The organism is Paraburkholderia sediminicola (assembly GCF_046027355.1).
Classification (GTDB): Bacteria; Pseudomonadota; Gammaproteobacteria; order Burkholderiales; family Burkholderiaceae; genus Paraburkholderia; species Paraburkholderia sediminicola_B.
Genome location: NZ_JAQQEK010000003.1, coordinates 409,356 through 432,038, shown reverse-complemented (window position 1 = coordinate 432,038; position 22,683 = coordinate 409,356). Strand labels below are relative to the sequence as shown.

The following is a 22,683-nucleotide window of genomic DNA, read 5'->3' as shown; positions in this document are numbered from 1 at the left end:
GGAGAGGGGCGACGCATCGTGTTTTCAGGCAGCTTGCGCGGACGCTTGCTGTGGTGGCTCCTGCTACCATTGGCGGCGTTCGTTTCCATTTCCGGCATGATTTCGTACCGCAATGCGCAGACCACTGCGGACCTCGTGCAGGACAATGCGTTGCTTTCGTCGATGCGGATCATCGGCGAGGATATCGATTGGGACAATGGCAGCGTCTCGATCCAGATTCCGCCGGCCGCGCTGGAACTGTTCGAGTCGCCGGAACAGGACAGCGTGTTCTATCGTGTCGAGGCGAGCGGTCACCGCTTGCTGGCGGGCAGTCTCGAGTTGCCGCTGCCGCCGCACGCCGGTGACAGTCCGACGCTCTACGCCACTCGCCTCGAAGATGGCCGCGCCGTTCGCGCGGTCGCTTACGCGCGGCAGCTCTACGACTCGGGCCGCACGGAAGAAGTCGTCGTCGCGGTTGCGAAGACCGAGGGGTCCCGAGATGCAATGGTTTGGCGCCTGCTGCGTCCACAGCTATTCGGCGAAGTGCTCACGCTGGTGCTCGCAATGGTGTTCGTTTACCTCGGATTGACCTTCGAACTGCTTCCCCTGATGAAGGTGAAAGACGATGTCGCCGATCGCAACCCGTCGCAGCTCGAACCGATACGTGTGGCGCGCTTGCATGTCGAACTGAGGCCGATTGTTGAGGCGATCAATCAGTGCATCGCCCGCATGGGCCAGCAGGCCGCGACTCAACGGCAATTCATCTCCGATGCCGCACACCAGATGCGCACGCCGCTCACGCTGCTGGTGGCGCAGATCCAGTTTGCGCGGCAGCGCGAGAACCGCGACGCGCCGCTCGCCGAAGCGCTGGCGGGTATGCACAAGAGCAGCCGCAAGCTGACCACGTTGACCGACAAACTTCTGCTGCTCGCGCAAGCCGAGTCCGCCGCGCCCGCTGGCGCGCGCGAACGCGTCGATCTGAGTGCGTTGATCGCGGGCGTGCTGGAGGAATTGATTGCGTTCGCGCAGTCCCGTGAAATCGACTTGGGCGCGGAGCTGGAAGACGGGTTGATCGTGACCGGCGACGAGGCATTGACCGCGGCGCTCGTCACCAATCTCGTCGACAACGCACTGCGTTATACGCAGGCGGGTGGCTGCGTCACCGTGCAGACCTCGCGCTATAACGACATGGCTGTCGTGCGCGTGATCGACAATGGGCCTGGCATCAAGGCTGAGGTGCGGGCGCGTGTGTTCGAGCGCTTCTATCGCGCGTCGAGTCACGCTGACGGCACCGGCCTAGGCCTGCCGATCGTGCGTGAGATTGCCCATCGCCAGGGCGGCGCCGTCACGCTCGAATCGGGCGAGGATGGTGTCGGTCTGGTCGCCACCGTGGAGATGCGGTTATGGACCGCTGCAACATGATGCGCGGCTGCATGGAGGAAAAACGATGAAACTGCTGCTCGTCGAAGACGACGCCGATCTCGCGCGCTGGGTGATGAACCTGATGCAGGTCGAGCATTTTGTGATTGACTGGGCACAGGACGGCGAGCGGGCCGAGACGCTGCTCGGCTTGCAATGCTACGACGCGGTGTTGCTCGATCTGCGCTTGCCCGGCATCGGCGGGAAGGACGTGCTTGCACGGCTGCGCCGCAAACGCGACAACGTGCCGGTGCTCATGCTCACCGCGAACGGTTCGACCGACGACAAGGTGGCCTGCTTCTCCGCCGGCGCCGACGACTATGTCGTCAAACCCTTCGACGCGCGCGAACTGGTGGCGCGCATCAAGGCGCTGATCCGCCGGCAGGCGGCCGGCGACAAGGGGCAGTCGATAGAGTGCGGCGACTTGCGCTATCTGTTCGACTCGCGGGAATTCATGTTGCAAAGCGAACCGCTGCCGTTGCGCCGCCGCGAACACGCCATCCTCGAGACGTTGATGCTGAAGCAGGGCAAGACAGTCTCCAAAACGACGCTGATGGACAAGGTCTTCACACTCGACGACGAACCCAGCGCCGATGCAATCGATATCTATATCCACCGTCTGCGCAAGCATCTCGCAACGTCGAGTGCGAAGATCATGACCTTGCGCGGGCTCGGCTACATTCTGCGTGAAGAAGAGCCACGCGAAGCGTTTACTGTTGCCTTGTAGCGCCACAAGGGCGAATCGAATCGCCTGGCTGTACATTGTCAATGCCGTTGCGTTTAGTGTTTTCACCGACGTTTACCGCGCTCCCGCGAAAGAGGCGTGAAGGGTTGGTCTGACTATCCTTGGTTCTGCTACTCAAGTGGAAATCAGATCAATTCAACACAGCAGGTTCGGAGGAGACATCGATGAAAAAGACCAGGTTGTTGCTGGTGGCAAGCACCGGCGCATTGGCAATGGGGAGCGCTCATGCGCAATCGAACGTACAGCTTTACGGCTTGATGGATCTGAGCGCGGTGTCGTATCAGACCAATGCGAATGCGGACGGCAAGCATGTGATTTCAATGGGCATCAACGGCGAGCCGTGGTTTAGCGGCAGCCGTTTCGGTATGAAAGGCGCGGAAGACCTGGGCGGCGGCATCAGAGCGATCTTCAAGCTCGAGGCGGAATATCGCGTGAGCGACGGCGCGATGGAAGACCCAGGTCAAATTTTCGACCGCGATGCATGGGTGGGCGTGGAGAGCGACACATTCGGCAAGTTCACGGCCGGGTTCCAGAACACGGTTGCGCGCGACGCGGCGGCGATCTACGGCGACCCCTACACCAGCGCCTCGCTGAACACGGAAGAAGGCGGCTGGACCAACACCAATAACTTCAAGCAGCTGATTTTCTACGCGGGCAGTGCGACCGGCACGCGTTACGAGAACGGCCTTGTCTGGAAGAAACTCTTCAATAACGGCATTTTTGCGGCTGCGGGTTACGCATTCGGCAACAAGACGAGCTTTGGCAACAACGCCACCTACACCGGCGCGCTCGGCTATAACGGCGGCCCGTTCAACGTGTCTGCGTTCTACAACCACGTGAACAACAACGGCTTCACGAACAAGGCGTACTCGATTGGTGGCAATTACACGTACAGCATCTTCCGCGTGAACGCCGGCTATTTCCACTACACGGGCGATCAGGGCGCGCTGGGTGAACGTCGCGACAACGCATGGACGGTGTCGTTCAAGCTGGCGCCGAAGGGCCCGCTCGACTACGAAATCGGTTACCAGCAGATGCACGCCTCGAACGCTGCATTCGACGACAACGGCAGCATCGCCAATGCCAACCTCAGCTTCAATCCCGATACCGGAACCGGCAGCGGTTATAAGGAGACCTTGTACGGGTCGGTGTTCTATCACTTTTCCAAGCGCACGGAAGTGTATGTGGCCGGCGACTACATGAAGCTGCACAAGGGGTATGTGATTGCATCGACGTTCGGTGCAAAGAACCAGTTGGAGCTGACGACGGGCATTCGCACGCGTTTCTAGGTGTTGTTTCAGCGAACCGCCGCCGATGTCGTGCGGCGGCCACGTGTGCGTCGACAACTCACGTAAGGTTTCCTTAAGGTTATCCATTGCATAGTCAGCGCACTGGCTGAGCAGGAGCGTCCCGTTTCGAAGCGTCGAAGCGGGTGCTCAAAAAAAATGGAGAACCAGCGTGATGGAAACGTCGAACTATCGTGTTGTTCTAGCGAACAATAAAGTGCCCGAGGCGACGCTCGTCTTCTGGGCAATCAAGATTCTCGCGACGACGGTCGGCGAGACCGGCGCTGACTATCTGGCCGTTCACGTGGGTCTTGGCACCGCGCTGACGGATGCGATTATGGCTTTGCTATTGCTTGCCGCGCTGACCGTGCAGCTCCGCATGAACAAATACGTGCCGTGGATCTACTGGCTGACTGTGGTTCTGGTCAGCGTGGTCGGCACGCAGATCACCGACGCGCTGACGGACAAGCTCGGCGTCAGTCTATATGCCAGCACGATCGTGTTCGGACTGGCACTCGTTCTCGTGTTCGCGCTCTGGTATCGCAGCGAACGCACACTCTCGATTCACACCATTTATACGACGCGTAGAGAGCTTTTCTATTGGGCCGCGGTGTTGGTCACGTTCGCGTTGGGCACGGCGGCCGGCGATCTCGCGACCGAAGCGCTGGGGCTCGGCTTCGTCATCGGTGTGGTGGCGTTCGGTGCGCTGATCGTTCTGGTGAGTTCGATCTATTACGCCGGCGGCAATCCGGTACTGACTTTCTGGCTGGCCTACATTCTGACGCGGCCACTGGGCGCCTCGCTCGGCGACATGCTTTCGCAGTCGCGCGCGTACGGCGGTTTCGGCCTCGGCACGGTCAACACGAGCGCGCTATTCCTAAGTGCAATTGTCGTGCTGGTGATTGTCGCCAGTTTGGCCGAGCAGCGTACGGTGCGCCCGAGCGCGGCACATGAACCTTGAGCGTGTGCCGCTCGACAAGTTGCCCACGTAGTCCCTTCCAATCCCGTACCGAATCCAATGGAAGATCACCATCATGAATCAACGCACTCTTAGCAAGGCCGTTATCGCTTCGTTTGTCGCACTCTCCGCGATCAGCGTTGGACATTTCGACGCAGGCCGTGTGAGTCTATTGTCAGTCGAAGCCGCGGAGCCGGTCAAAGCGTCGAAGCTCGGCGATCTCGGACCGTTCCGCAAGATCGCGGCGGACACTGCAGCGCTGGTCGAGAAAGGCGACCTGGCGGGCGGCAAGGCGCGCATCAAGGATCTCGAACTCGCATGGGACGACGCCGAGCCGTCGCTGAAGCCGCGCGCCGCCGCGGACTGGCATACGGTCGACAAGTCGATTGATCGCGCGTTGAGCGCCTTGCGCGCCAGCACGCCGAAAGCAGCGGAATGCAAACAGTCGCTCGCCGATTTGGTGGCGGTGATGGATCGTATGAGCGGTAAAGTTTGATGCGAGAACGGCACGCGGTTGTGGAGTTGTTCCGCTAGAAAGCGGATCAATTCCGCATCGTTAGGTGAGGGAGGCGCTAGGTGTGCCCGTCAGCACACGCACTTCATTACCGTGGTATCCAAGGCGCACGAATCTGCGTGCCGATCGGTTTTTTCTTCACACCATTTTTCGCCTCAAACTTATCCAGATCCCTCAGCAAATGCTGAATCTGCGAGGCTTGTGTTTCGGTCAATCGGAATTCGTTCTGTATGCGATGCAGGCGTCTTCGCCAATATGCCGGCTGCAGCACTGGCTCACCGCGAAATGCGCTCAGCGACGGCACCATCACACGCGCCACGTGCGCGATGTCTTCATCCATTGTCATGCCATAACCCCGATGACCTCACCATTTAGTCGTCGCCGTTGTTCTTATGTCGCGCGTGGACTGAGTCTGTCAGGCGGTGTTTGTCCGAAAGCGGCGGTCATCATCCTACAAACTCACAATTCGTGGGTCAAGGTTTCCGACGCGCATCGACGCAAGGATAACCCGGACGCGAGCCGGGTCGTCGCGCGATTTGTTCAGTCTGATGTGCGTTTGTTGCGCTGCATGATTTGCTAGTTTGTCGTCGGTGTCCTGCCGATCGTGTAGTCGCGATCGACCGAGCTCACCGCTCAATCAAACATCCGCGAGAGCTTCGCAATCACGCCATTCCTTACAATCCACTGCGCGTACTCCCTGTACGCCGGATCGTTCATCAAATGCCTTTCTTCAGTCCTGGCCCGTAGGAAATAAAGCAGATTCACCGCGAGCAGTGCGGCATAACGCGTCACAGCGATCCGCCGGTATTGGAAACTAGGCCGGAGGTCGAGGTCAGCGTCGGGCCGAGCGGATTGGTCGTGCTGCCAACGGTGCCGAGGCCGGCGGCGGTGCCGTAGCCCAGTACCTTCACACCGTTGCCGAGGTCAGTGACTGCGGTGCCGAGGCAACAGCGATGGCTGTCCGACCGGCAAATTTCTACATGATGTCCCCGTTGAACGATTATTGGTGGGGACAAGCCCGTGACGCAAAGCCGAAGAATCAAAACGCAGCCGTATAAATCGCCAACGCATCCGCCTCGCTAACCGGCCGTGGGTTATTCACCAGCAACCGCGTCTGCAACATCGCATCGCTCGCCATCCGCTCGAGCCCGCTTCGTTCGATGCCGACATCGCGCAGACGCGCCGGAATCGCCGTCGCGGCAATCATCTGTTCGAGCCGTTCGATCAGCGCTTGCGTCTTGCTTTCATCACTGCCGGTCAAACCCGGCACGACCACCTCGGCGAGTTCCGCGTACAACGGCGCCGCCGCTTCCGCGTTGAAGCGCAACACATGCGGCAACACGAGCGCGTTCGAAAGACCATGCGGCACGTGATAAATGCCGCCGATCGGATACGCGAGCGCGTGCACCGCGGCAACCGGTGAATTCGCAAACGCCTGGCCCGCGAAGGTTGCGCCGAGCAGCATCGCTTCACGCGCGTCGCGGTTCCCGCCGTGTTCGCAAGCCGGCAGCAGATTGCGCGACAACAGTTCGAGCGCCTTGACCGCAAGCATGTCGGAAACCGGATTCTTCAGATGCGCGGACGTGTACGCCTCGATGGCATGCACCATGGCATCGACGCCTGTCGCCGCGGTTGCCGCAACGGGCAGGCCAAGCGTGAGTTCAGCGTCGAGAACTGCCAGATCCGCGATCAGTTGCGGCGCGACCACGCCCATCTTTTTCGCTTCGCCCACCGTCACGATCGACACGGCCGTGACTTCTGAGCCGGTGCCCGCGGTGGTCGGCATCTGCACGAGCGGCAGACGCGCTACCGTGATCTTGTTGACGCCGTACATCTCGCTGAGCGCCTGCTGTTGCTGCGGCGCGAGCACGGCGATCAGCTTCGCCACATCCATCGACGAGCCGCCGCCGAGCCCCAGCACGATTTCCGCGCCGGCAGTCCGTGCACGCGACGTCGCTTCGAGCACGATGTGTTCGGGCGGATCGGCGATCACGTCGTCGATCACCGTGGTGTCCCAACCGTGCGCCGCGAGGTCGGCGAGCGCCGGATTCAGCAATCCGCTCGTGTGCAGAAAACCATCCGTGACGACGCACAGACGCGTCAGCGCGGGAAATTGCGCGCGCAACAAAGCGCCGAGGCGGCGCGCCGCACCGAACTCGACGACGAGCGTCGGCACCGTTTGAAACCGGAATGCGTTCTTCATGGCGCGTCTCCGGGCACCATATGGCTTTCGACTTCGCGCCGGTCGAGCAGCGGAATGATGGTGCCGAAGCCGAGTCGCTGGAAATGCTCGGTTTCGCGATGATCGGCGAGACCGTCGGCGTCGCGGTACTTCTCGAGAATCACGAAGTGGTCCGGTTCGAGCGGCGAGCGGAAGAATTCGTAGTAAAGGTTTTTCGGCTCTTTCCGGGTTGCCGCGGCGAGTTCCGTGAGGTGCTTCACGATCGCGTCGCCGTTGCCGGGTTTGGCGAAATAATGCGCGATCACCTGCAGATAAGCATTGGCCATCAGTCACTCCAACAGGATGGGTACTTCAGCGTTTCAGCGCTTCAACGTTCAGGGTCCAGATTCCACAACTCGCTGTCGCTGGTCGAGACCGCGACGGCGCCGTTCTTCAACGCATCGAACACGTCGCCCTTATTGCAGACGAAACCCGACGTGACGATCGGCGGCAGGGCCTTGCGGTCCTGCTTCGACAGGTGCGAGAGCATGGGCGCCGGCATCAGTTGTACCAGATTCGGATCGCTTTGCTCCAATGCCTTGACGCTGCGCGGCCACGTGGAGCGGTCCGTCACGAAGACTTTCTGCATCGTGACGAGACCGGCCCGATTGCCGCGCTGAATGGTCGCCACCCGGGTCGACACGAGACTGGTCACGCCAATGTCCGCCAGATACTCGACACCGCCTTTGTCCTGCGAAAGCCCGTCGCAACTGTCGATGTTGACGATGACATACTTGCCCGCTTTCGTCAGCGCCGCCACCACCGGGTGCAGTCTGCGCAAATCGACGTTCGCGACGATGGTGATCTCGGCGGCGCTTTCCAGAAACGTGTCGAACTGCTCGACGCCGTACAGCGTCGCGATGACCGGGTGGCGCGTGAGGCGCGCCCCAAGTGACTTGTCCATGTGATTACTGCTTTGCGTCTTGAGCTTGCTCGTCAGTCAGGCCAAGCTTGCCCGGATTGAGAATGTTCTTCGGGTCGAGCGTGCGCTTGACGGCCTGCAGAACGGGAAATGCGCTACCGAGCGATTCGCTCATATACGGCGCGCGCAACAGGCCGACGCCGTGATGGTGGCTCAACGCTGCATTGTATTTGATGAGCACCGCGTTCGCGGCATCCCACGCAGCGCGATACCACTTCGCGCGAGTCTCCACTTCGACTTCGCCGCGTAGCGAGAAGTAGAGACACGCGCCATCCACATAAGCGTGCGACTGGTGCGCTGAACCGGCGAGTGTGCCGGGCACCGCGTTGATCGCATTTACGACATCCGTATAGATGCCCGGCAGGTCTTTCCATGGCCCCGCCATTTCCAGTGTGTCGGCCACGAAGCCGGGGCCGCGCTTGAAACCTTCGGCGCTCTTGCCCGTGAGGTAACGCGTGTCGAGCCACTTCTCGAAGATGACCTTGTCGTCGAGACGCTCGCCCAGCTCCGCGCAGACGCGTTCGCTGATCGTGAGCACGGCTTCGACGATTTCGCGCGGGCCTTCGTCGGCGACCAGCAGCACGTTCGATTCGGGCAGGCCGAACTGCACGCCGCTTTCGAGTTCGTCGTACAGACGCAAGGCGGCCGGATTCGCGCCGCGTTGCATGATCTGGCGACACGCTTCGAGGCCGGTCGCGAACGTCTTGAAGCCATAGGCAATTGCACGGCCGTAATCCGGCAGGCGATGCAGCTTGAAGCGCACGCGCACGATTACACCGAGCGTGCCTTCCGAACCGATGAACAACTGTTGAAGATCCGGCCCGAGCGCCGCGCGCGAATAACCACCCACGCTGATGAGGCTGCCGTCGGCGAGCACCACGTCCATACCGAACACCATGTCTTCGATCTTGCCGTAGCGCGTGGACAGTTGCCCCGCGCCGCGGCACGCCACCCAGCCGCCGACCGTGCTGATCGCGTATGACGACGGCCAGTGGCCCATCGTCATGCCGTAGTCGCGCTGAATCGTTTCTTCGAAGATGTCGCCGAACATGCCCGCTTCCACTTCGACGATCTGGCTTTCCGTATCGAAGCCGATCAGGCGATTCAGTTCGCACACGTCCAGCACGATGCCGCCGCGCACCGGCAGCGCCGCGCCCGTCACGTTGCTGCGACCGGCGGAGACGGTCACCGGAATCGATGCCGAATTTGCGATAAACATGACCGCCTGAATCTGTTCGACCTTCGACACGCGCACGATCACCGCGTGGGGCGTGGCTGGCTTGCCCGCGGTTTCCGTCACCATCGAACCGGCCCACCAGTCGCGCGTCCAGGCCACCACGTCCGGCGCCAGCGTGAGCACGTCATCGGCGACGGCGCGCAGCGCGTCGATCTGCTGCGCGCTCACATTGACTGGATCGCGTTGGAGACCGGCTTCACTGGTGGTGTCCTTGAGCGTTGCAGCATAAGCCGGCGGCGTGTGCGCGCCGACGATATAGTTGCCACGGTTGTAGCCACGCTTGATTGCTTCCTTGCTGATCATTCGGTTTCTCCCATAAGAACAGACTTTTCGTGTTCGACGGCGGCGACGTAATCGCTCACCTGCTTTGCGACGACTGCTCCGGACAAGCCGAGCTCCGTCTGTAAAATTTCGCCGACGCGCGCGGCGGCGCGCGCTGAAGCATCGCGCGCCATCAGGCGTGCGCGGATGCGGCGCGACAGCACGTCGTCGACGCTGCACGCGAGTTCGTGTCTGATGGCGTAAAGGACTTCGGCTTCGGTGTACGGCAGGCCGTCGACGATCGGCTTCAGCAAGCTCGCATCGCTCTCCAGAATGTCGGTGACGAAGCGCGCCTCTGTGCCGTAGCGCTCGCCCAGTTGCGCCGACAAACCGCCCGACGCGACGATTGCCTGCGAGTCGTAACCCGCCGCGCCGAGTAGATACGCGGACTTCGTGCGGCATTTCGCGCGCTTGCCGATTACCTTTTGCGCGGCATCGATGGTCTGTTCGGCCATGTGCCGCGAGGTCGTGAGCTTGCCGCCGACGATCGTCACCAGACCATCCGGCGCGATATGGATTTCATGATTGCGCTTCATTTCCAGCGTCTTTCCGCCGGGCGGTCCGACCAGCGGGCGGCAACCGGCGATGCTGCCCACCGCGTCTTCGGCCCGCAAATCGGTCTTCAAGGCGGAGCGCGCGCCTTCGATCAGGAAGTCGAGTTCCTGACGCGTGCAGCAGACGTCGTCGAGATTGCCGCGATAGTCTTCGTCGGTGGTGCCGAGATACGATACGTTGCCCCACCGCGTGATGGTCGCGCGACGGCTACGGCCCGGCACGGGAATCGTCACCGTGCAGTCGTTGCGAATCTTCAGCCAAGGAATCGCGACGTGCACGCCCTTCGCGGGACGAATCTGCAACGCCGCCGGGTCGTCCTTCTTACGGCCGTTCCAGTCGCGCAGCCACACGCCGGTGGCCATGATCACGACGTCTGCACGCACGCGTATTTCGCGTTCGTCCGCCTGCACGATTACGCCGTCCACACTGCCATGTCCATTGCGCGTGATTTCGACGGCCTTCGCGTGATTCACGACGGACGCCCCATGAAACGCCGCCGTGCGCGCGAGATTCAGCGTGAGGCGCGCGTCGTCCACGCGGGCGTCGAAATACATGAAGCCGCCGGTGAGGTTCTCTTCGTTGAAGGTCGGGCAGTGCGAGAGAACTTCGGCTTTGCTCAGCTTCTGGTGCAAGATGCCTTCGCGCCAGCCGCCGGCGATGTCATAGGTCCACAGCAGACTCTCGAAGGCCTTGGCGAGGCGCTTGTCGAACACGCCGTCTTTCTCCATGACGGGGAACAGAAACGGCAGGCGTTGCACGAGATGTCTCGCATTGCGGCGCAAGCGTTGCCGCTCTAACAAAGAGTGGCGCACGAGACCGAGATTGCCTTGCTCGATATAACGCAAGCCGCCGTGCACCATCTTCGAAGACTTCGACGACGTGCCCGACGCGAAATCGTTCTTTTCCAGCAGCGCGACGCGATAGCCGCGCAGGCTCGCGTCGAGCGCCGCATACGCGCCGGTCACGCCGCCGCCTACGATCACGATATCGAATGCCTCGCTGCCAAGCCGGTCAAGTTGCTCGGTGCGCACCATGCGCAAAGGCTCGGTGCCGGTCATCTCCGAGCGTTCCTTCGAGGCCTTTCTGGATGGAAGAAACAACATGCGTCAGTCCCCACAACCGTTATCGAATGCATTTGCGTGAGCGAGTTCCGCGGCGACTCTTGCGTGCCATGACGCGCGCCGCTTCTCGCGTGCCGCGGAATTTGCCGTCGGTTCGAACACGGCGTCGGTGACGGTGGTGGTACGCGCATCTTGCAGCGAATCCCACAGCAAGCCCGACGATCCAGCGAGAAACGCAGCCCCGCGCAGACTCGCGCGATCGCTCTCATACATGCGCCGCACTGGCATGCCGCTCAGGTCGGCCTGGATTTGCAGCAGCGTGTCGCTGCCGGAGAGTCCGCCGCCGACCACCAGTTCGGAAGCGGTGACATCCGCGATCGCCTGATTCGCGTCGATGCACAACGCGACCGAGTGCGCGATGCCCTCGAGAATCGCGTAGGCGATTTCAGCCTGCGTCGTGGCAATGGAAATGCCGCTCAACGAGGCGCGCGCATTGGGCTGCAGCTGCGGAACGCGCAAGCCGGTCAGAGCGGGCAGAAACGTGACGCCGCGCGACGAATCGACCGTCGCGGCAAGCGCGCTGATTTGCGTGGGATTGTCGAACCAGTGCAGCTTTTCGCAGATCCAGTTCAAAGCGGAACCGGTCGTCGGCACGAAGGTTTCGAGCGAATAGTGCGAGACGTCGTGTTGGCGGCGCGCCGTCATCGTCAAAGTGCCGTCGTGCGAGGTCTCGGTCGCGCGAGGGACTTGCGTGCCGACCAGCATATCGACGAAGCTGCCCGTGCCGTGCACGCACATCGACTGCCCGCGATCCAGGCAGCCGAGGCCGACCGCGCCCGCGAGCTGGTCGCCCGCGCAGGCGAGAATCGGCGCGTCGATGCCGAGCACGTCGGCATGTGTGCGGCCGAATTCATCGGCATCCTGACGAAGCTCCGGAAGCAGCGTCTGCGGAAAGCCGAGCGCGTCGATCCAGTCGAGACAATAGCGATGCTCGTCGAGCAGATACGCGCTCGCGGAGGTTGCGTTGGTCGGCGTCGTCACGCACACGCGTTCGGTGGAGAGATGCCACAGCAGCCAGGTGTCGATGGTGCCGAACGCGAGGCGTCGCTCGCGATTCGCGAGAATCACGGTGGGCGTCGTCTGCAGATGATGGACGGCCCACAGATACGGCGAGCGTACGCCGGCAGGGCGCCCCACTCGTTCGATCAGCGTGCGGTCCCACGTTTCGGCGAGCTGGTTCAGTTCGCCCGCGTGGCGCGTGTCCTGCCAAACCATCGCGGGCACGAGCGCACGGCCGGTGCGGGTGTCCCACAGCACCGCGGTCGCACGTTGCGTCGCGATGCCGAGCGCGACCACATTCAATTGCTCGGCGGCCGCGTGCGCGAGTGTCGCGCGGCACACGGCGATCGTTTTCTCAAGAATGAGGTTCGCGTCCTGCTCGACGACGCCGGGCCTCGGACTGTCGATCTGCAGCGGCTCATACTTGAGGCAGGAGACCTGGCCGTCCGCGGTTACCACTGCCGCGCGCGTGCCGGACGTCCCTTCGTCGATCGCGAGAATAACGTTTCGATTGGTGGTCATCGCTGGGATTTATCGATTGCCGGGTTCATGAATACGGATGCCTCTTCCGCGTCGCTTTTGAATTGCGGCGCGCCGGGTTCGTTGTCGGGCGTGATGGTGGTGCGCGTCGGATCCCACTGGATGATGAAGCAGATCACGCTTGCCACCAGAGGCACGATGGCGAGTATCAGGAAAGTTTTGTCGAGGCCGTAATGCTCGCGAAAGAGCGGAAACACCAGCAGGCCCAAGGCTGCGCCGATCGACCCGAGCGCGCCGATCACACCGTTGGCACCGGCGCGAATCTCGCTGCGAAACGACAGCGAAGAGATACTCTTGCCGTTCGCGCCGGGCCCCGACGAGTGAAAGAGAATAAAGAGCGACGGCACGATCACCGCGAGCCACAGCGGCATTTTCGAGCCGAACAGGCCGAGCACGAGCAGCATCACGAAGACGGCCGCAAAGCCGAATGCGGACGCGCGCCGCAAGCCGAAGCGCTTGCCGATCACCGGCGACATAAAGCCGCCGAAGATGCCGAATACGTTGAACAGTAACGCGCCGAGCGTCGCGTAGATAAAGTCCTTGCCGAACAGCGCGGCGCTGATGAGCGGCAGATACCAGCCGATCGCAAAGTACTGGATGGACTGTCCGACCTGAACGGTCGCCGCGAGAATAGTGCGCGGCAAATAGACGCCGCGAAAAATCAGCACGACGTTAGCGAGTCCGCGCGTGGCCTGATTCAACACCGGCACGCGTTCCGCGATGGGTGCGGCGGCGAAAGGGCGGCCGTAGATGCGGCTCATCGCCGTGGCGGCTTCCACGAGGCGCTCCTTGCGCGCGAGCCAGATCGGGCTCTCGACCAGAAACACCAGTTGCAGCACAAGGATCGCGAGACCGAAGACAGCGGTCGCGGCCACGGAGTAACGCCAGATCGAATCACCGACGTGCCACGAGTTGAACAGCAATGCGAGGAGCAGGTTCGAACAGACGGCGGTGTACCACATGCCTTGCCAGGCATTGAGGCGGCTCTTCAGTTTGACCGGCGTGAACTCGGCGAGCATCGCCATGGCAATCGCGAAGTCGATCCCGTAAGCCATGCCGACGAAGAAGCGCCCCGCCAGAATGACTTCGAAACCCGGCGCGAACACCACCAACACCGCGCCGATCACGGCGAGGAATTTGGCCAGCACTAGAGGACGGATGCGCCCCCATCGGTCGGCCATCCAGCCGCCGATCGGATTGAACGCGATGGCCACCCACGACGCGAACGACGTCATGAGCGCGATTTGAGGCGCGCCGAGATGAAGATCTCGCGTCATGGGCCCGAGGCCCGCGCTCAAAGCGGAATTGGAGAATGCGTCGAGAAACAGGCCACCGAGCGCCAGCCACCAGATAACGCCGGCTCTACCGGGAATGCCTGAACATGAGTCGATGAACGAAATGACATCGTCAATGCCACGAATCTTTAGCGCGACTGTTTGCACAATCGGTCTCCTTTAGTTTTTCTGTAAGAGGCCGGTGCTGTTCGCGATGCAAATCGTTTACGCGCAAGAGACCATCTTACAGATAGTCTCTTATCTAGATCTGCAGGCAGACTTTATGATGCGTCTCGAAAAGTGTCAAGCGTTGTAGCGCCGAGAGTCGATCGTGGTTGCTTCAAGCAAGGGCAGGGATTTCCACTATTGCGCGACGGTTTGAAACGACGCGGTTTGCTGAAGATAGTGCGGATGCCTAACATAAATTTGTGACTGCTTGCCTCACGCGACAAGCGCCGGTCGGTCTACGTTATGCATTTGGAATCATCAGGCAAAGCTATCGAAAATTGTAAGGTTATTCCAAATCTTGATTGAGAATGATTCGCGTTTACGTTAGATTGGCGCCCTGTCCTTTGAGAAAACGGAGCGAATCTATGGCTGAGGTGCTCGTCCGGCGAGAGCCTTCAACGGCGATGCCGATTACGGTTCTCAACGCCACAGGCGCCTGTCCACCCGTTTCGCGGCGGGCGCGCAACGACGCGCGTCCGGTCGATTGGGAGAAGGGCACGCTGCTCGACGTGCTGATCGACAACCGCCCGATGCTCGTCAATCTGGCGCGCGGCTTCGTGGGTTGCGCGAGTCTCGCGGAAGACGTAGTGCACGACGTCTTCATCAAGCTGGTCGACTTTCCCGATCAGGGCGCGGTGCGTCAACCGGTCGCCTACGTGACGCGCATGGTGCGCAACGCGTCGATCGACGCCTTTCGTCGCCAGAGCCTCGAAAACACTTATCACGCCGACGAAGACGACGGCTTGCATGTGCCATCGCCGGAACCTTCGCCGGAAGCGGCGCTGCTCGTGCGCGACACGCTGCGGCACGTCTACAACGCGCTCGAGCAACTGCCGCCGCGCAGCCGCGCCGCCTTCGAAATGGTGCGCCTGCGCGAGGAAACGCTGCAAAGCACCGCGCGCGCCCTCGATGTCTCGCAGACGCTGGTGCATTTCATGGTGCGCGACGCCGAGAAGCATTGCGCCGATTGCCTCGACGCCTGCAATCGCGGCGTGGCAGGCCCAGCGTTCTGTAGCGGCCGTGCGCGCCGGCGGTAAAAAAGCGCGCGCATCAAACGTCAACTGAATAGAAGCGGTGCACGAGCGAGATGCCGGTGCCGCTGGGCCGGGACATGCCAGTGCGCTGTCTGTCCCGGCGCTTCCTGACCTTTTCATCGACTGAGCCTTTCATCATGACGCAAGCACAGCAACCCTCCAGCGCGGCAGCCGGCGACGCGGACGACCTCGTCTACACCGTCGTCATCAACGACGAAGAGCAGTACTCGATCTGGCCGACGTTCCGCGACGTGCCGGCGGGCTGGCGCGAAGTGGGCGTGCGCGGCCCGAAGGCCGAATGTCTCGCGCACATCGAGACCGTGTGGACCGACATGCGTCCAGCCAGCTTGCGCAGACACATGGACGCGGCGGCCTGAAGAACGTGACGGCCTAAAGCACGCGCAGCGCAATCCGGCGGGCCCGGCCATGTGCTCGGCCACGCCGCTTCAGCAAAAGGATTCAGAGTATGACCATGCTTTCGATGCCGCTGCCCACGCTCGCCGATTTGTCGATGGAGCCGGGCTTGCCGACTGTCGTTTCGCCGCGCGCGGGCGCGGAGATTTCATTGGAGGAAGCGGCGCCGCTCTTGCGTGCGATCGTCGACCACACGCTCGAACGCGCGGGCGGCGTGTTGTTCACCGGTTTTCGCGTGGCCTCGATCGACGCGTTTCAAAGTTTCGCGGGCTCGTTCGGGCATCCGCTGATCGGCTATGAGTTCGCGTCGACGCCGCGCAGCCAGGTGGAAGGCGCGGTGTACACGTCGACGGAATATCCGCCGCATCGTTCGATTCCCTTGCATAACGAGCAGTCATATACGCGCGAATGGCCGTTGCGTATCTGGTTCCACTGTGCGCTTGCCGCGCGCGCCGGCGGCGCGACGCCGATCGCCGATAGCCGCGCAATTTATCGAGCGCTCGATCCGGCGCTGGTCGAGCGTTTTACAAAGCGTGAGCTGCTCTACGTGCGCAACTTCGGGCAAGGTCTCGATCTGCCGTGGGAGCAGGCGTTCGGTTCGGACGACCCGCGCACGGTCGAGCAGATTTGCCGCGCGCGCGGCATCGAATGCGAATGGCGCGACAGCGAAGACGGCGAACTGCTGCTGCGCACGCGCGAGCGCTGCCAGGCGGTGGCGCGCCACCCGCGCACCGGCGAGTATGTCTGGTTCAATCAGGCGAACCTGTTCCACCTTTCGTCGCTCGATGAAGACATGCAAGAAGCGCTGATCGATTCGGTCGGCCTCGAAAACGTGCCGCGCAACGTCTATTACGGCGACGGCGAACCGCTCGAAGCGGGCGCGCTCGCGGAAATCCGCGGCGTGCTCGACCAGCAGCGGATTGTGTTCCCGTGGCTGACCGGCGACGTGCTGATGCTCGACAACATGCTGACCGCGCACGCGCGCGATCCGTTCGAAGGGCCACGCAAGGTCGTGGTCGCGATGGCGCGAAGCTACAGCGAGGCCGAAGGCGAAAAACGGACGACCGCGCAATGACGAAATCGCAGGGCGCGGCGCTTGCGGCGCATTCGCTGACGGTCGGCTACCGCGATCACGTCGTGCTCCACGGTCTGAACCTGAACATTGCGGCCGGCCGCGTCACGGCTCTGTGCGGACCGAATGGCTGTGGCAAAAGCACGCTGTTGCGCACGCTAGCGGGCTTGCAACCGGCGCTGTCCGGCAGCGTCGATGTCAACGGCGTGCCGCTCGCTTCACACGGGCGCCGCGTATTGGCGCGCACGCTCACCATGCTCGCGCAGTTCAACCAGATCCCGTCCGGCCTCACCGTGCGGGAACTGGTCGCGTACGGTCGTTACGCGCACGGCGGCTGGCTGCGCGGACTCTCGCGCGCCGACCACGCCGCGATCGACGAAGCGCTCGTCACCAGCGGTCTCGCCGACGACACCGCGCGCGACGTCGCCGCCCTCTCCGGCGGCGAACGGCAACGCGCGTGGATCGCGATGGCGCTCGCGCAACAGGCGCCGATCGTGCTGCTCGACGAACCGACCACGTATCTCGACATCCATCATCAACTGGACATTCTGCGCGAGTTGCGGCGCCTGAATCGCGAGCGCGGCCTCACGATCGTGTGGGTGCTGCACGACCTGAATCAGGCGGCGGCGTACAGCGACGAAATCGTGTTGATGCGCGCCGGCCGCATCGTCGCGCAAGGCTCGCCTGATGCGATGCTCGACCCACGTCATCTGAATGAGACCTTCAGCGTGCCCATGCTCAAGATCGCGCATCCGCAAACGGGCGCGCCGATGTGCGTGCCGGCGTATGAAGGCGACGCGGCTTCGCTTCACGAAGAAGCCATGAGTAAGGACGTCGCCGCATGACGACGCTTGCAGCACGCAAACGCCTGCGTCGTAGCACGCCAATGATGGACAGCTATCGTGCGCCCGTCAAAAGCCGCGTCACGACCATCGGTGCCGCGCTAGTCATGTTGATCGTCGTCGTGGCTGTGATGCGGCTTGCGCCCGGTTTTCGCACATGGCTCGCCGCGCCCGCGGGCACCGATGCCGCGCAACTCGCCAGCATCCTGTTGTTCGACCTGAGCGTGCCGCGCATTCTGGCGGCTTTGGTGGCCGGCGGCTGCCTCGCGGTGGCCGGCACGTTGTTTCAATCGCTCACGCGCAATCCTTTGGCTTCGCCCGATCTGCTCGGCATCACCGGCGGTGCGCAGCTCGGCTTGCTCGCGGCGATGCTGGTGCCGTCGCTGGCCGGCGTGGCGTCCGTGCCGCTGCTGTTCGTGTGCGGTCTCGGCGCCGCCGTGTGCGTGGCCGCGGCGGCAGGTGGCTGGCGCGCGACGCCGTTGCGGCTCGTGCTCGCCGGCAGTGTCTGCATGCTGCTGTTCTCCGCGCTGACTACGCTGATTCTCGCGTTCTTCGAGCAGAGCATCGTCGGCGTGTCGTTGTGGGCGAGCGGCAGTCTGTATCAACCTGGCGCGGCAGGATTGAAGATCGCCGCGTCGTGGCTCGTGCTGCCGTTGATTGCATTGCCCTTCGTGATTCGCCCGCTCGATCCGCTTGCCCTCGGCGACGATGCAGCGGCAGCGGCCGGCGTTCGCGTGGACGCGACGCGGCTCGCGGCGATGGTGGTGGCGGTGGGCTTCGCGAGCGTCGCGGTGAGTGTCGCTGGACCGCTCTCGTATGTCGGCTTGATCGCCCCCAATCTGCTGCGTCAGGTGCGTGGCGCGAAATCGTCACGGCTCGCCGCGCTCGTGCCCTTGTCCGCATTGGTCGGCGGCGCGCTGGTGCTCGTCACCGATAGCGCCGTGCAGGCGCTCGATCTCGACGCGACCCTTTCGACCGGCGTGGCGATCGCCTTCGTCGGCACGCCGTTGATGCTCGCGATGATCCGCAGCGGCGCCGCGTGGTCGGGCGCATTGCATGCCGGTCAGGAGCGCGTCGTCGCGCGAGCGGGTACGCGCTTCGTGCGCGTGATGGATGCGTGGCCGTGGCCGCTGACCGCAAGCGTGTTGGTGCTGCTCGGCATCGTGCTCGTGTGCGCGGGCGCATCGTTCGGTCCCACGACGATCGGCGTGCCGCGCTGGCTCGCCGCGTTCGATCACCGCGACGAGCTCGCAAGGATGTTGCTCGATCTGCGTCTGCCGCGCCTTATCTGCGCGTTGCTGGCGGGCGCGCTGCTCGCCGCAAGCGGGGTGCTGATGCAAAGCATCGTGCGCAATCCGCTCGCCGGACCCGAAGTGCTCGGCGTGACGCAAGGCGCGGGTCTCGCGACGCTCGGGGCGCTCGTGATGTGGCCGCTTGCCGCCCATTCGACGCTGGCCGTCGCCTCGCTCGCGGGTGGCGGCGTCACGCTGGCCTTGACGCTCTTGCTGAATCGCCGGCATCGCTATGCGCCGCTCGCGGTCGCGCTGACGGGCATCGTGATCGGCACGCTATGGACGACGCTGTCGCAATGGCTCATCACGCAGCAAAGCGTGCAGCCGGCGCGCTTCGTCGTGTGGCTGGTCGGCGGCACGTATGGACGCAGTTGGGGCGAAGTGACGACGTTGCTGCCGTGGTGCGTGCTGGCTGTGCCGGTGTTCGCGCTGCTCGCGCGGCCGCTCGATCTGCTTGCACTGGGCGACGACCAGGCCGCTTCGCTGGGGTTGCCGATCGGCGTGCTGCGTCCGCTGGTGCTGACCGTGGCGACGCTCGCTGCGTGCGCGGCGGTGGCTGCGGTGGGGCCGGTGGGCTTTATCGGTTTGATGGCGCCGCATCTGGCGTCGATGCTCGGCGCGCGTGCTCATCGCACGCGCTTGTGGCTGGCGGCGGCGTGCGGGGCGCTGGTGCTGATCGTGGCCGATATCGCGGCGCGCACGCTGCTGGCGCCGCGCGAAATTCCCGCCGGTGTATTGACCGCGCTGATCGGCGCGCCTTATCTGCTTGCGCTGCTGATCGTGGAGGCTCGGCGCGAGAAGCGGGGCAAACGGTGATGCGGAAACCTGGTCACGACGAGCGCGCGCAGTGCTTCGCGGCCTTCGCGCCGGAGTCGATCGCGCATTATCTCGAGCACGTGTGGCTCGGCACGCCGAACGCGATCGAGGAATCCGCACTCGCCGATGACGCAACCGAGTCGCTGAGCGTGATCCCCGTCAGCGAGTTGGCCAATCATCGCGCCGAATTGCTCGATGCGATGGTCACGCTCTACGGCGGCGAGCACGAAACGCATGCACGCGCGTTGTTGTCGCAATGGACCAAGTACTACTTCGGTTTTGCGGCGACGGCCGGATTCGTGTCGGCAGCGTTGCTGCGCCGGCCGCTTGCGATGTCGCCGGATAAAACTTATGTCGTGCTGCGCGACGGCCTGCCTGTTGCCGCGTATTTTGAGTACGACGCTTTGCAGCCGGTTGAGTGCGACCCGGCACGCCGTTACGCGCCGCTCGTCGATCACCTGAATGCGGTGATCGAGACGCTGTGCGCGATGACCAAAATCGCACCGCGCGTTTTGTGGAGCAATGCGGGCAATCTGCTGGACTACCTGTTCGAACAATGCGCGCCGCAATTCGATTTGACCGACGACATCGCGTGGCTCTTCGGTCCGATCGCTGCCGACGGCGAGGCCAATCCGCTGCGTCTGCCCGTGCGCCAGGCAAAGCCGCGCGCCGCGAATTTGCCGAATCCGTTCAGCGCACGGCGCGTGTGCTGCGTACGTTATGAAATTCCTGGAGAGACGCAACTGTGTGGACGCTGCCCCCTGCTGTTGACGATGAGCGATGCGGAGATCGCATTGCAGGCCGCTTCGCATTGACGCCAATGACGCCGACGACGCCATCGGCGCAGTGGTCGCGCCGCACGAAGAAAACCCTCTGGTTCAGGCAGCTTTGCGTGAGTACCGCGGTGGCAGCGACGCTGTTTTTCAACTCGTACGCGTTTGCGCAAGGTAGTAGCAGCGCCGCGCCCGCAGCGGACCCCGGCAATGCGGCTCACGCAAGCATCACGCAAGCGCGGCAGCAAACCTGCACGCCGCTCGCCGACAACCCGATCGTCTCGCAAGCGAGTCCGTCGCTGCCCGCGCACCCGAAGCGCATCGTCGTCCTCGAATTCATGTTCGCCGAAGACCTCGCGGCGATCGGCATCACACCGGTCGGCATGGCCGACCCCGAGTATTACCCGGTGTGGATCGGCTACGACAATGCGCGTCTTGCGTCGGTGCCCGACATCGGCACGAGGCAGGAGCCGAGTCTCGAGGCGATTGCAGCGGCCAAACCGGATCTGATCCTCGGCGTTGGTTTGCGCCATGCCCCGATTTTTGCGGCGCTCGAACGCATCGCGCCAACCGTGCTGTTCAAATACGGCCCGAACTTTAGCGAAGACGGCGCCCGCGTCACGCAGCTCGATTGGGGCCGCAAGATTTTGCGCACCATCGGCTGTCTCACGGGACGCGAGGAGGCGGCGCGCGCGGTCGAGGTCAAGGTCGACGCAGGTTTCGCCCGCGACGCGCAGCGTCTCGCCGACGCAGGCCGTCGTGGCGAACAGGTCGCGTGGTTGCAGGAACTGGGCTTGCCGGACCGTTACTGGGCATTCACTGGCAATAGCACGGCGGCGGGTGTCGCGCATGCGCTCGGGCTCAACTTGTGGCCCGCAGAAGCGACTCGCGAGGGCACGGCGTACGTGAGTTCGGAGGATCTATTGAAGAAGCCGAAGCTGACCGTGCTGTTCGTCAGTGCGACTGAAACGGACGTCCCGCTCGCCACCAAACTCGATTCGCCGATCTGGCGTTTCGTGCCGGCTCGCAGCGCGGGGCGCGTTGGGCTTGTCGAAAGGAATATCTGGGGCTTTGGTGGGCCGATGTCGGCGTTGCGGCTTGCCGATACGATGACTGATACTTTGCTGTCGTTGCCGGCGTCTGGTGTCAAGAATCAGGAACGCTAACTCGACGCAGGTCGCCCAAATAGCTGCTCGGGTATTATGTCTCGACAGCTGTTTGCCAATCTGTCGCCAAGGTACTGTTGAATGAATAACTACGCATTCCGCCTGTTAAACGTGTTTGCCGAATCCACTTTCGGCGGTAATCCGTTGTGCGTATTCGAAGATGCGCGTGGCTTGAATGAGTCGACAATGCTTGCTCTTGCCGCTCAATTCAACCTTTCCGAAACGACGTTTGTTTTACCTTCGGATCGTGCAAGCGCGCAGGTTCGGGTCTTCACACCGGGCTATGAAATGCCATTTGCAGGACATCCCGCGCTGGGTACCGCACACGTGGTGCGAGACGTCTTCCAGACCGGTGACAACCTCACTCTCGAGTTTCAGGCGGGGGTTGTACCCGTAACCGCACGCCAGGACGTGTGGACTTTCGCGGCGCCGCATGCGGGTAAGCCGAAGACTGCAGCCAGTACTCTCACGGATGGAGAAATTGCATCCCTATTAGGCCTGAGTGAAGATGATTTGCTGGCATCGCCAATATGGGTCAATACCGGTTCGGATCAGTTACTGATCGCCGTCAACAGCACGGACGCGGTTCGCCGTGCGCGGCCCGACAGCGCACGTTTGGATATATGGCCGCAAAGCAGTCTCGGCCGAAAGGCTGCGTACGTGTTCGCATTCGATTCCGCCCGGCCGGGAAGCGTGCTATCGCGGTATTTCTTTGCGACGAAGAGTGGCGGCTTTTCGGAAGATCCGGGGACGGGTTCGGCCTGCGCAAACCTGGGCGGCTGGCTGCTCGCCAACGAGACCAAATTGCCGGCGGCGTTTGAGATCGAACAAGGCGAAGCGGTAGGGCGCCCCAATCTGCTGCGTCTATCTGTGACCGAGAGTGGTGAGATTCATGTTGGCGGACGTGTCATCGAGATTGGGCGAGGTGTAATCGCCCTATAGGCGGTGCGCAATC

22 protein-coding genes are annotated in these 22,683 nt (G+C 62.7%); 13 read left to right on the top strand and 9 right to left on the bottom strand.

What is annotated here, in order from left to right:
* The first annotated feature begins 18 nt into the window (after nucleotides 1–18).
* The 5 genes from PQR42_RS07795 to PQR42_RS07775 all read left to right on the top strand — a co-directional run bounded on the left by PQR42_RS07795 (nucleotide 19) and on the right by PQR42_RS07775 (nucleotide 4,883).
* Complete coding sequence (locus PQR42_RS07795) at nucleotides 19–1,401, top strand: sensor histidine kinase (protein WP_408383127.1); 1,383 nt, start codon at nucleotides 19–21, stop codon at nucleotides 1,399–1,401.
* A gap of 25 nt (nucleotides 1,402–1,426) precedes the next feature.
* The gene (locus PQR42_RS07790) at nucleotides 1,427–2,125 is read left to right on the top strand and encodes a response regulator (RefSeq protein ID WP_408383129.1); all 699 of its coding nucleotides are present in this window, start codon (nucleotides 1,427–1,429) and stop codon (nucleotides 2,123–2,125) included.
* A gap of 182 nt (nucleotides 2,126–2,307) precedes the next feature.
* Nucleotides 2,308–3,432, top strand: a complete 1,125-nt coding sequence (locus PQR42_RS07785; RefSeq protein WP_408204425.1) for a porin — start codon at nucleotides 2,308–2,310, stop codon at nucleotides 3,430–3,432.
* A gap of 172 nt (nucleotides 3,433–3,604) precedes the next feature.
* Nucleotides 3,605–4,390, top strand: a complete 786-nt coding sequence (locus PQR42_RS07780) for a COG4705 family protein (RefSeq protein WP_408383131.1) — start codon at nucleotides 3,605–3,607, stop codon at nucleotides 4,388–4,390.
* 73 nt (nucleotides 4,391–4,463) lie between these two features.
* Entirely contained in the window at nucleotides 4,464–4,883 is a 420-nt protein-coding gene (locus tag PQR42_RS07775) for a histidine kinase (protein WP_408383133.1), read from the top strand.
* Nucleotides 4,884–4,989: 106 nt separating this feature from the next.
* On the opposite strand, the gene PQR42_RS07770 is transcribed toward PQR42_RS07775, so the two are convergent.
* The 9 genes from PQR42_RS07770 to PQR42_RS07730 form a co-directional block, all read right to left on the bottom strand.
* Complete coding sequence (locus tag PQR42_RS07770; protein WP_408204428.1) at nucleotides 4,990–5,241, bottom strand: hypothetical protein; 252 nt, start codon at nucleotides 5,239–5,241, stop codon at nucleotides 4,990–4,992.
* A gap of 448 nt (nucleotides 5,242–5,689) precedes the next feature.
* Nucleotides 5,690–5,812 (bottom strand): collagen-like triple helix repeat-containing protein, encoded by a 123-nt coding sequence (locus PQR42_RS07765; protein WP_408204429.1) that lies wholly within the window; start codon nucleotides 5,810–5,812, stop codon nucleotides 5,690–5,692.
* 128 nt (nucleotides 5,813–5,940) lie between these two features.
* Complete coding sequence (locus tag PQR42_RS07760; protein WP_408204430.1) at nucleotides 5,941–7,104, bottom strand: iron-containing alcohol dehydrogenase; 1,164 nt, start codon at nucleotides 7,102–7,104, stop codon at nucleotides 5,941–5,943.
* Nucleotides 7,101–7,409 (bottom strand): putative quinol monooxygenase, encoded by a 309-nt coding sequence (locus PQR42_RS07755; RefSeq protein WP_408204431.1) that lies wholly within the window; start codon nucleotides 7,407–7,409, stop codon nucleotides 7,101–7,103. Before PQR42_RS07755 ends, PQR42_RS07760 begins: the two co-directional genes overlap by 4 nt.
* 41 nt (nucleotides 7,410–7,450) lie before the next feature.
* Nucleotides 7,451–8,026 (bottom strand): glycerol-3-phosphate responsive antiterminator, encoded by a 576-nt coding sequence (locus PQR42_RS07750; protein WP_408383135.1) that lies wholly within the window; start codon nucleotides 8,024–8,026, stop codon nucleotides 7,451–7,453.
* A 4-nt stretch (nucleotides 8,027–8,030) separates the two neighbouring features.
* Nucleotides 8,031–9,584 (bottom strand): FAD-binding oxidoreductase, encoded by a 1,554-nt coding sequence (locus PQR42_RS07745; protein WP_408383136.1) that lies wholly within the window; start codon nucleotides 9,582–9,584, stop codon nucleotides 8,031–8,033.
* Entirely contained in the window at nucleotides 9,581–11,260 is a 1,680-nt protein-coding gene (locus tag PQR42_RS07740) for a glycerol-3-phosphate dehydrogenase/oxidase (protein ID WP_408383138.1), read from the bottom strand. The genes PQR42_RS07745 and PQR42_RS07740 overlap by 4 nt, the downstream gene beginning before the upstream one ends.
* Before the next feature lie 3 nt (nucleotides 11,261–11,263).
* Complete coding sequence (locus tag PQR42_RS07735; protein ID WP_408493605.1) at nucleotides 11,264–12,799, bottom strand: FGGY family carbohydrate kinase; 1,536 nt, start codon at nucleotides 12,797–12,799, stop codon at nucleotides 11,264–11,266.
* A complete protein-coding gene (locus PQR42_RS07730; protein WP_408383143.1) occupies nucleotides 12,796–14,259 on the bottom strand; it encodes an MFS transporter in 1,464 nt (487 codons plus the stop codon). The genes PQR42_RS07735 and PQR42_RS07730 overlap by 4 nt, the downstream gene beginning before the upstream one ends.
* 425 nt (nucleotides 14,260–14,684) lie before the next feature.
* Here PQR42_RS07730 and PQR42_RS07725 point away from each other — a divergent pair, with 425 nt between their 5' ends.
* From PQR42_RS07725 to PQR42_RS07690, 8 genes are all read left to right on the top strand, one after another.
* Nucleotides 14,685–15,356 (top strand): RNA polymerase factor sigma-70, encoded by a 672-nt coding sequence (locus PQR42_RS07725; protein ID WP_408383145.1) that lies wholly within the window; start codon nucleotides 14,685–14,687, stop codon nucleotides 15,354–15,356.
* A gap of 134 nt (nucleotides 15,357–15,490) precedes the next feature.
* Complete coding sequence (locus PQR42_RS07720; RefSeq protein WP_408383147.1) at nucleotides 15,491–15,730, top strand: MbtH family protein; 240 nt, start codon at nucleotides 15,491–15,493, stop codon at nucleotides 15,728–15,730.
* An 89-nt stretch (nucleotides 15,731–15,819) separates the two neighbouring features.
* On the top strand, nucleotides 15,820–16,842 hold the full coding sequence (locus tag PQR42_RS07715) for a TauD/TfdA family dioxygenase (RefSeq protein ID WP_408383149.1): 1,023 nt from the start codon (nucleotides 15,820–15,822) through the stop codon (nucleotides 16,840–16,842).
* On the top strand, nucleotides 16,839–17,684 hold the full coding sequence (locus PQR42_RS07710; RefSeq protein WP_408383151.1) for an ABC transporter ATP-binding protein: 846 nt from the start codon (nucleotides 16,839–16,841) through the stop codon (nucleotides 17,682–17,684). The genes PQR42_RS07715 and PQR42_RS07710 overlap by 4 nt, the downstream gene beginning before the upstream one ends.
* Entirely contained in the window at nucleotides 17,681–19,789 is a 2,109-nt protein-coding gene (gene fhuB, locus PQR42_RS07705) for a Fe(3+)-hydroxamate ABC transporter permease FhuB (protein WP_408383153.1), read from the top strand. Before PQR42_RS07710 ends, fhuB begins: the two co-directional genes overlap by 4 nt.
* Nucleotides 19,789–20,604, top strand: coding sequence for a siderophore-iron reductase FhuF (gene fhuF, locus PQR42_RS07700; protein ID WP_408383155.1), 816 nt, complete (start codon nucleotides 19,789–19,791; stop codon nucleotides 20,602–20,604). The genes fhuB and fhuF overlap by 1 nt, the downstream gene beginning before the upstream one ends.
* A gap of 5 nt (nucleotides 20,605–20,609) precedes the next feature.
* Nucleotides 20,610–21,728: an ABC transporter substrate-binding protein gene (locus PQR42_RS07695; protein WP_408383157.1), complete on the top strand. Its 1,119-nt coding sequence runs from the start codon at nucleotides 20,610–20,612 to the stop codon at nucleotides 21,726–21,728.
* Between the two features lie 81 nt (nucleotides 21,729–21,809).
* Nucleotides 21,810–22,670 carry a PhzF family phenazine biosynthesis protein gene (locus tag PQR42_RS07690; RefSeq protein WP_408493604.1) on the top strand — a complete coding sequence of 287 codons (861 nt, stop codon included), beginning with the start codon at nucleotides 21,810–21,812 and terminating at the stop codon, nucleotides 22,668–22,670.
* The last annotated feature ends 13 nt before the right edge of the window (nucleotides 22,671–22,683 follow it).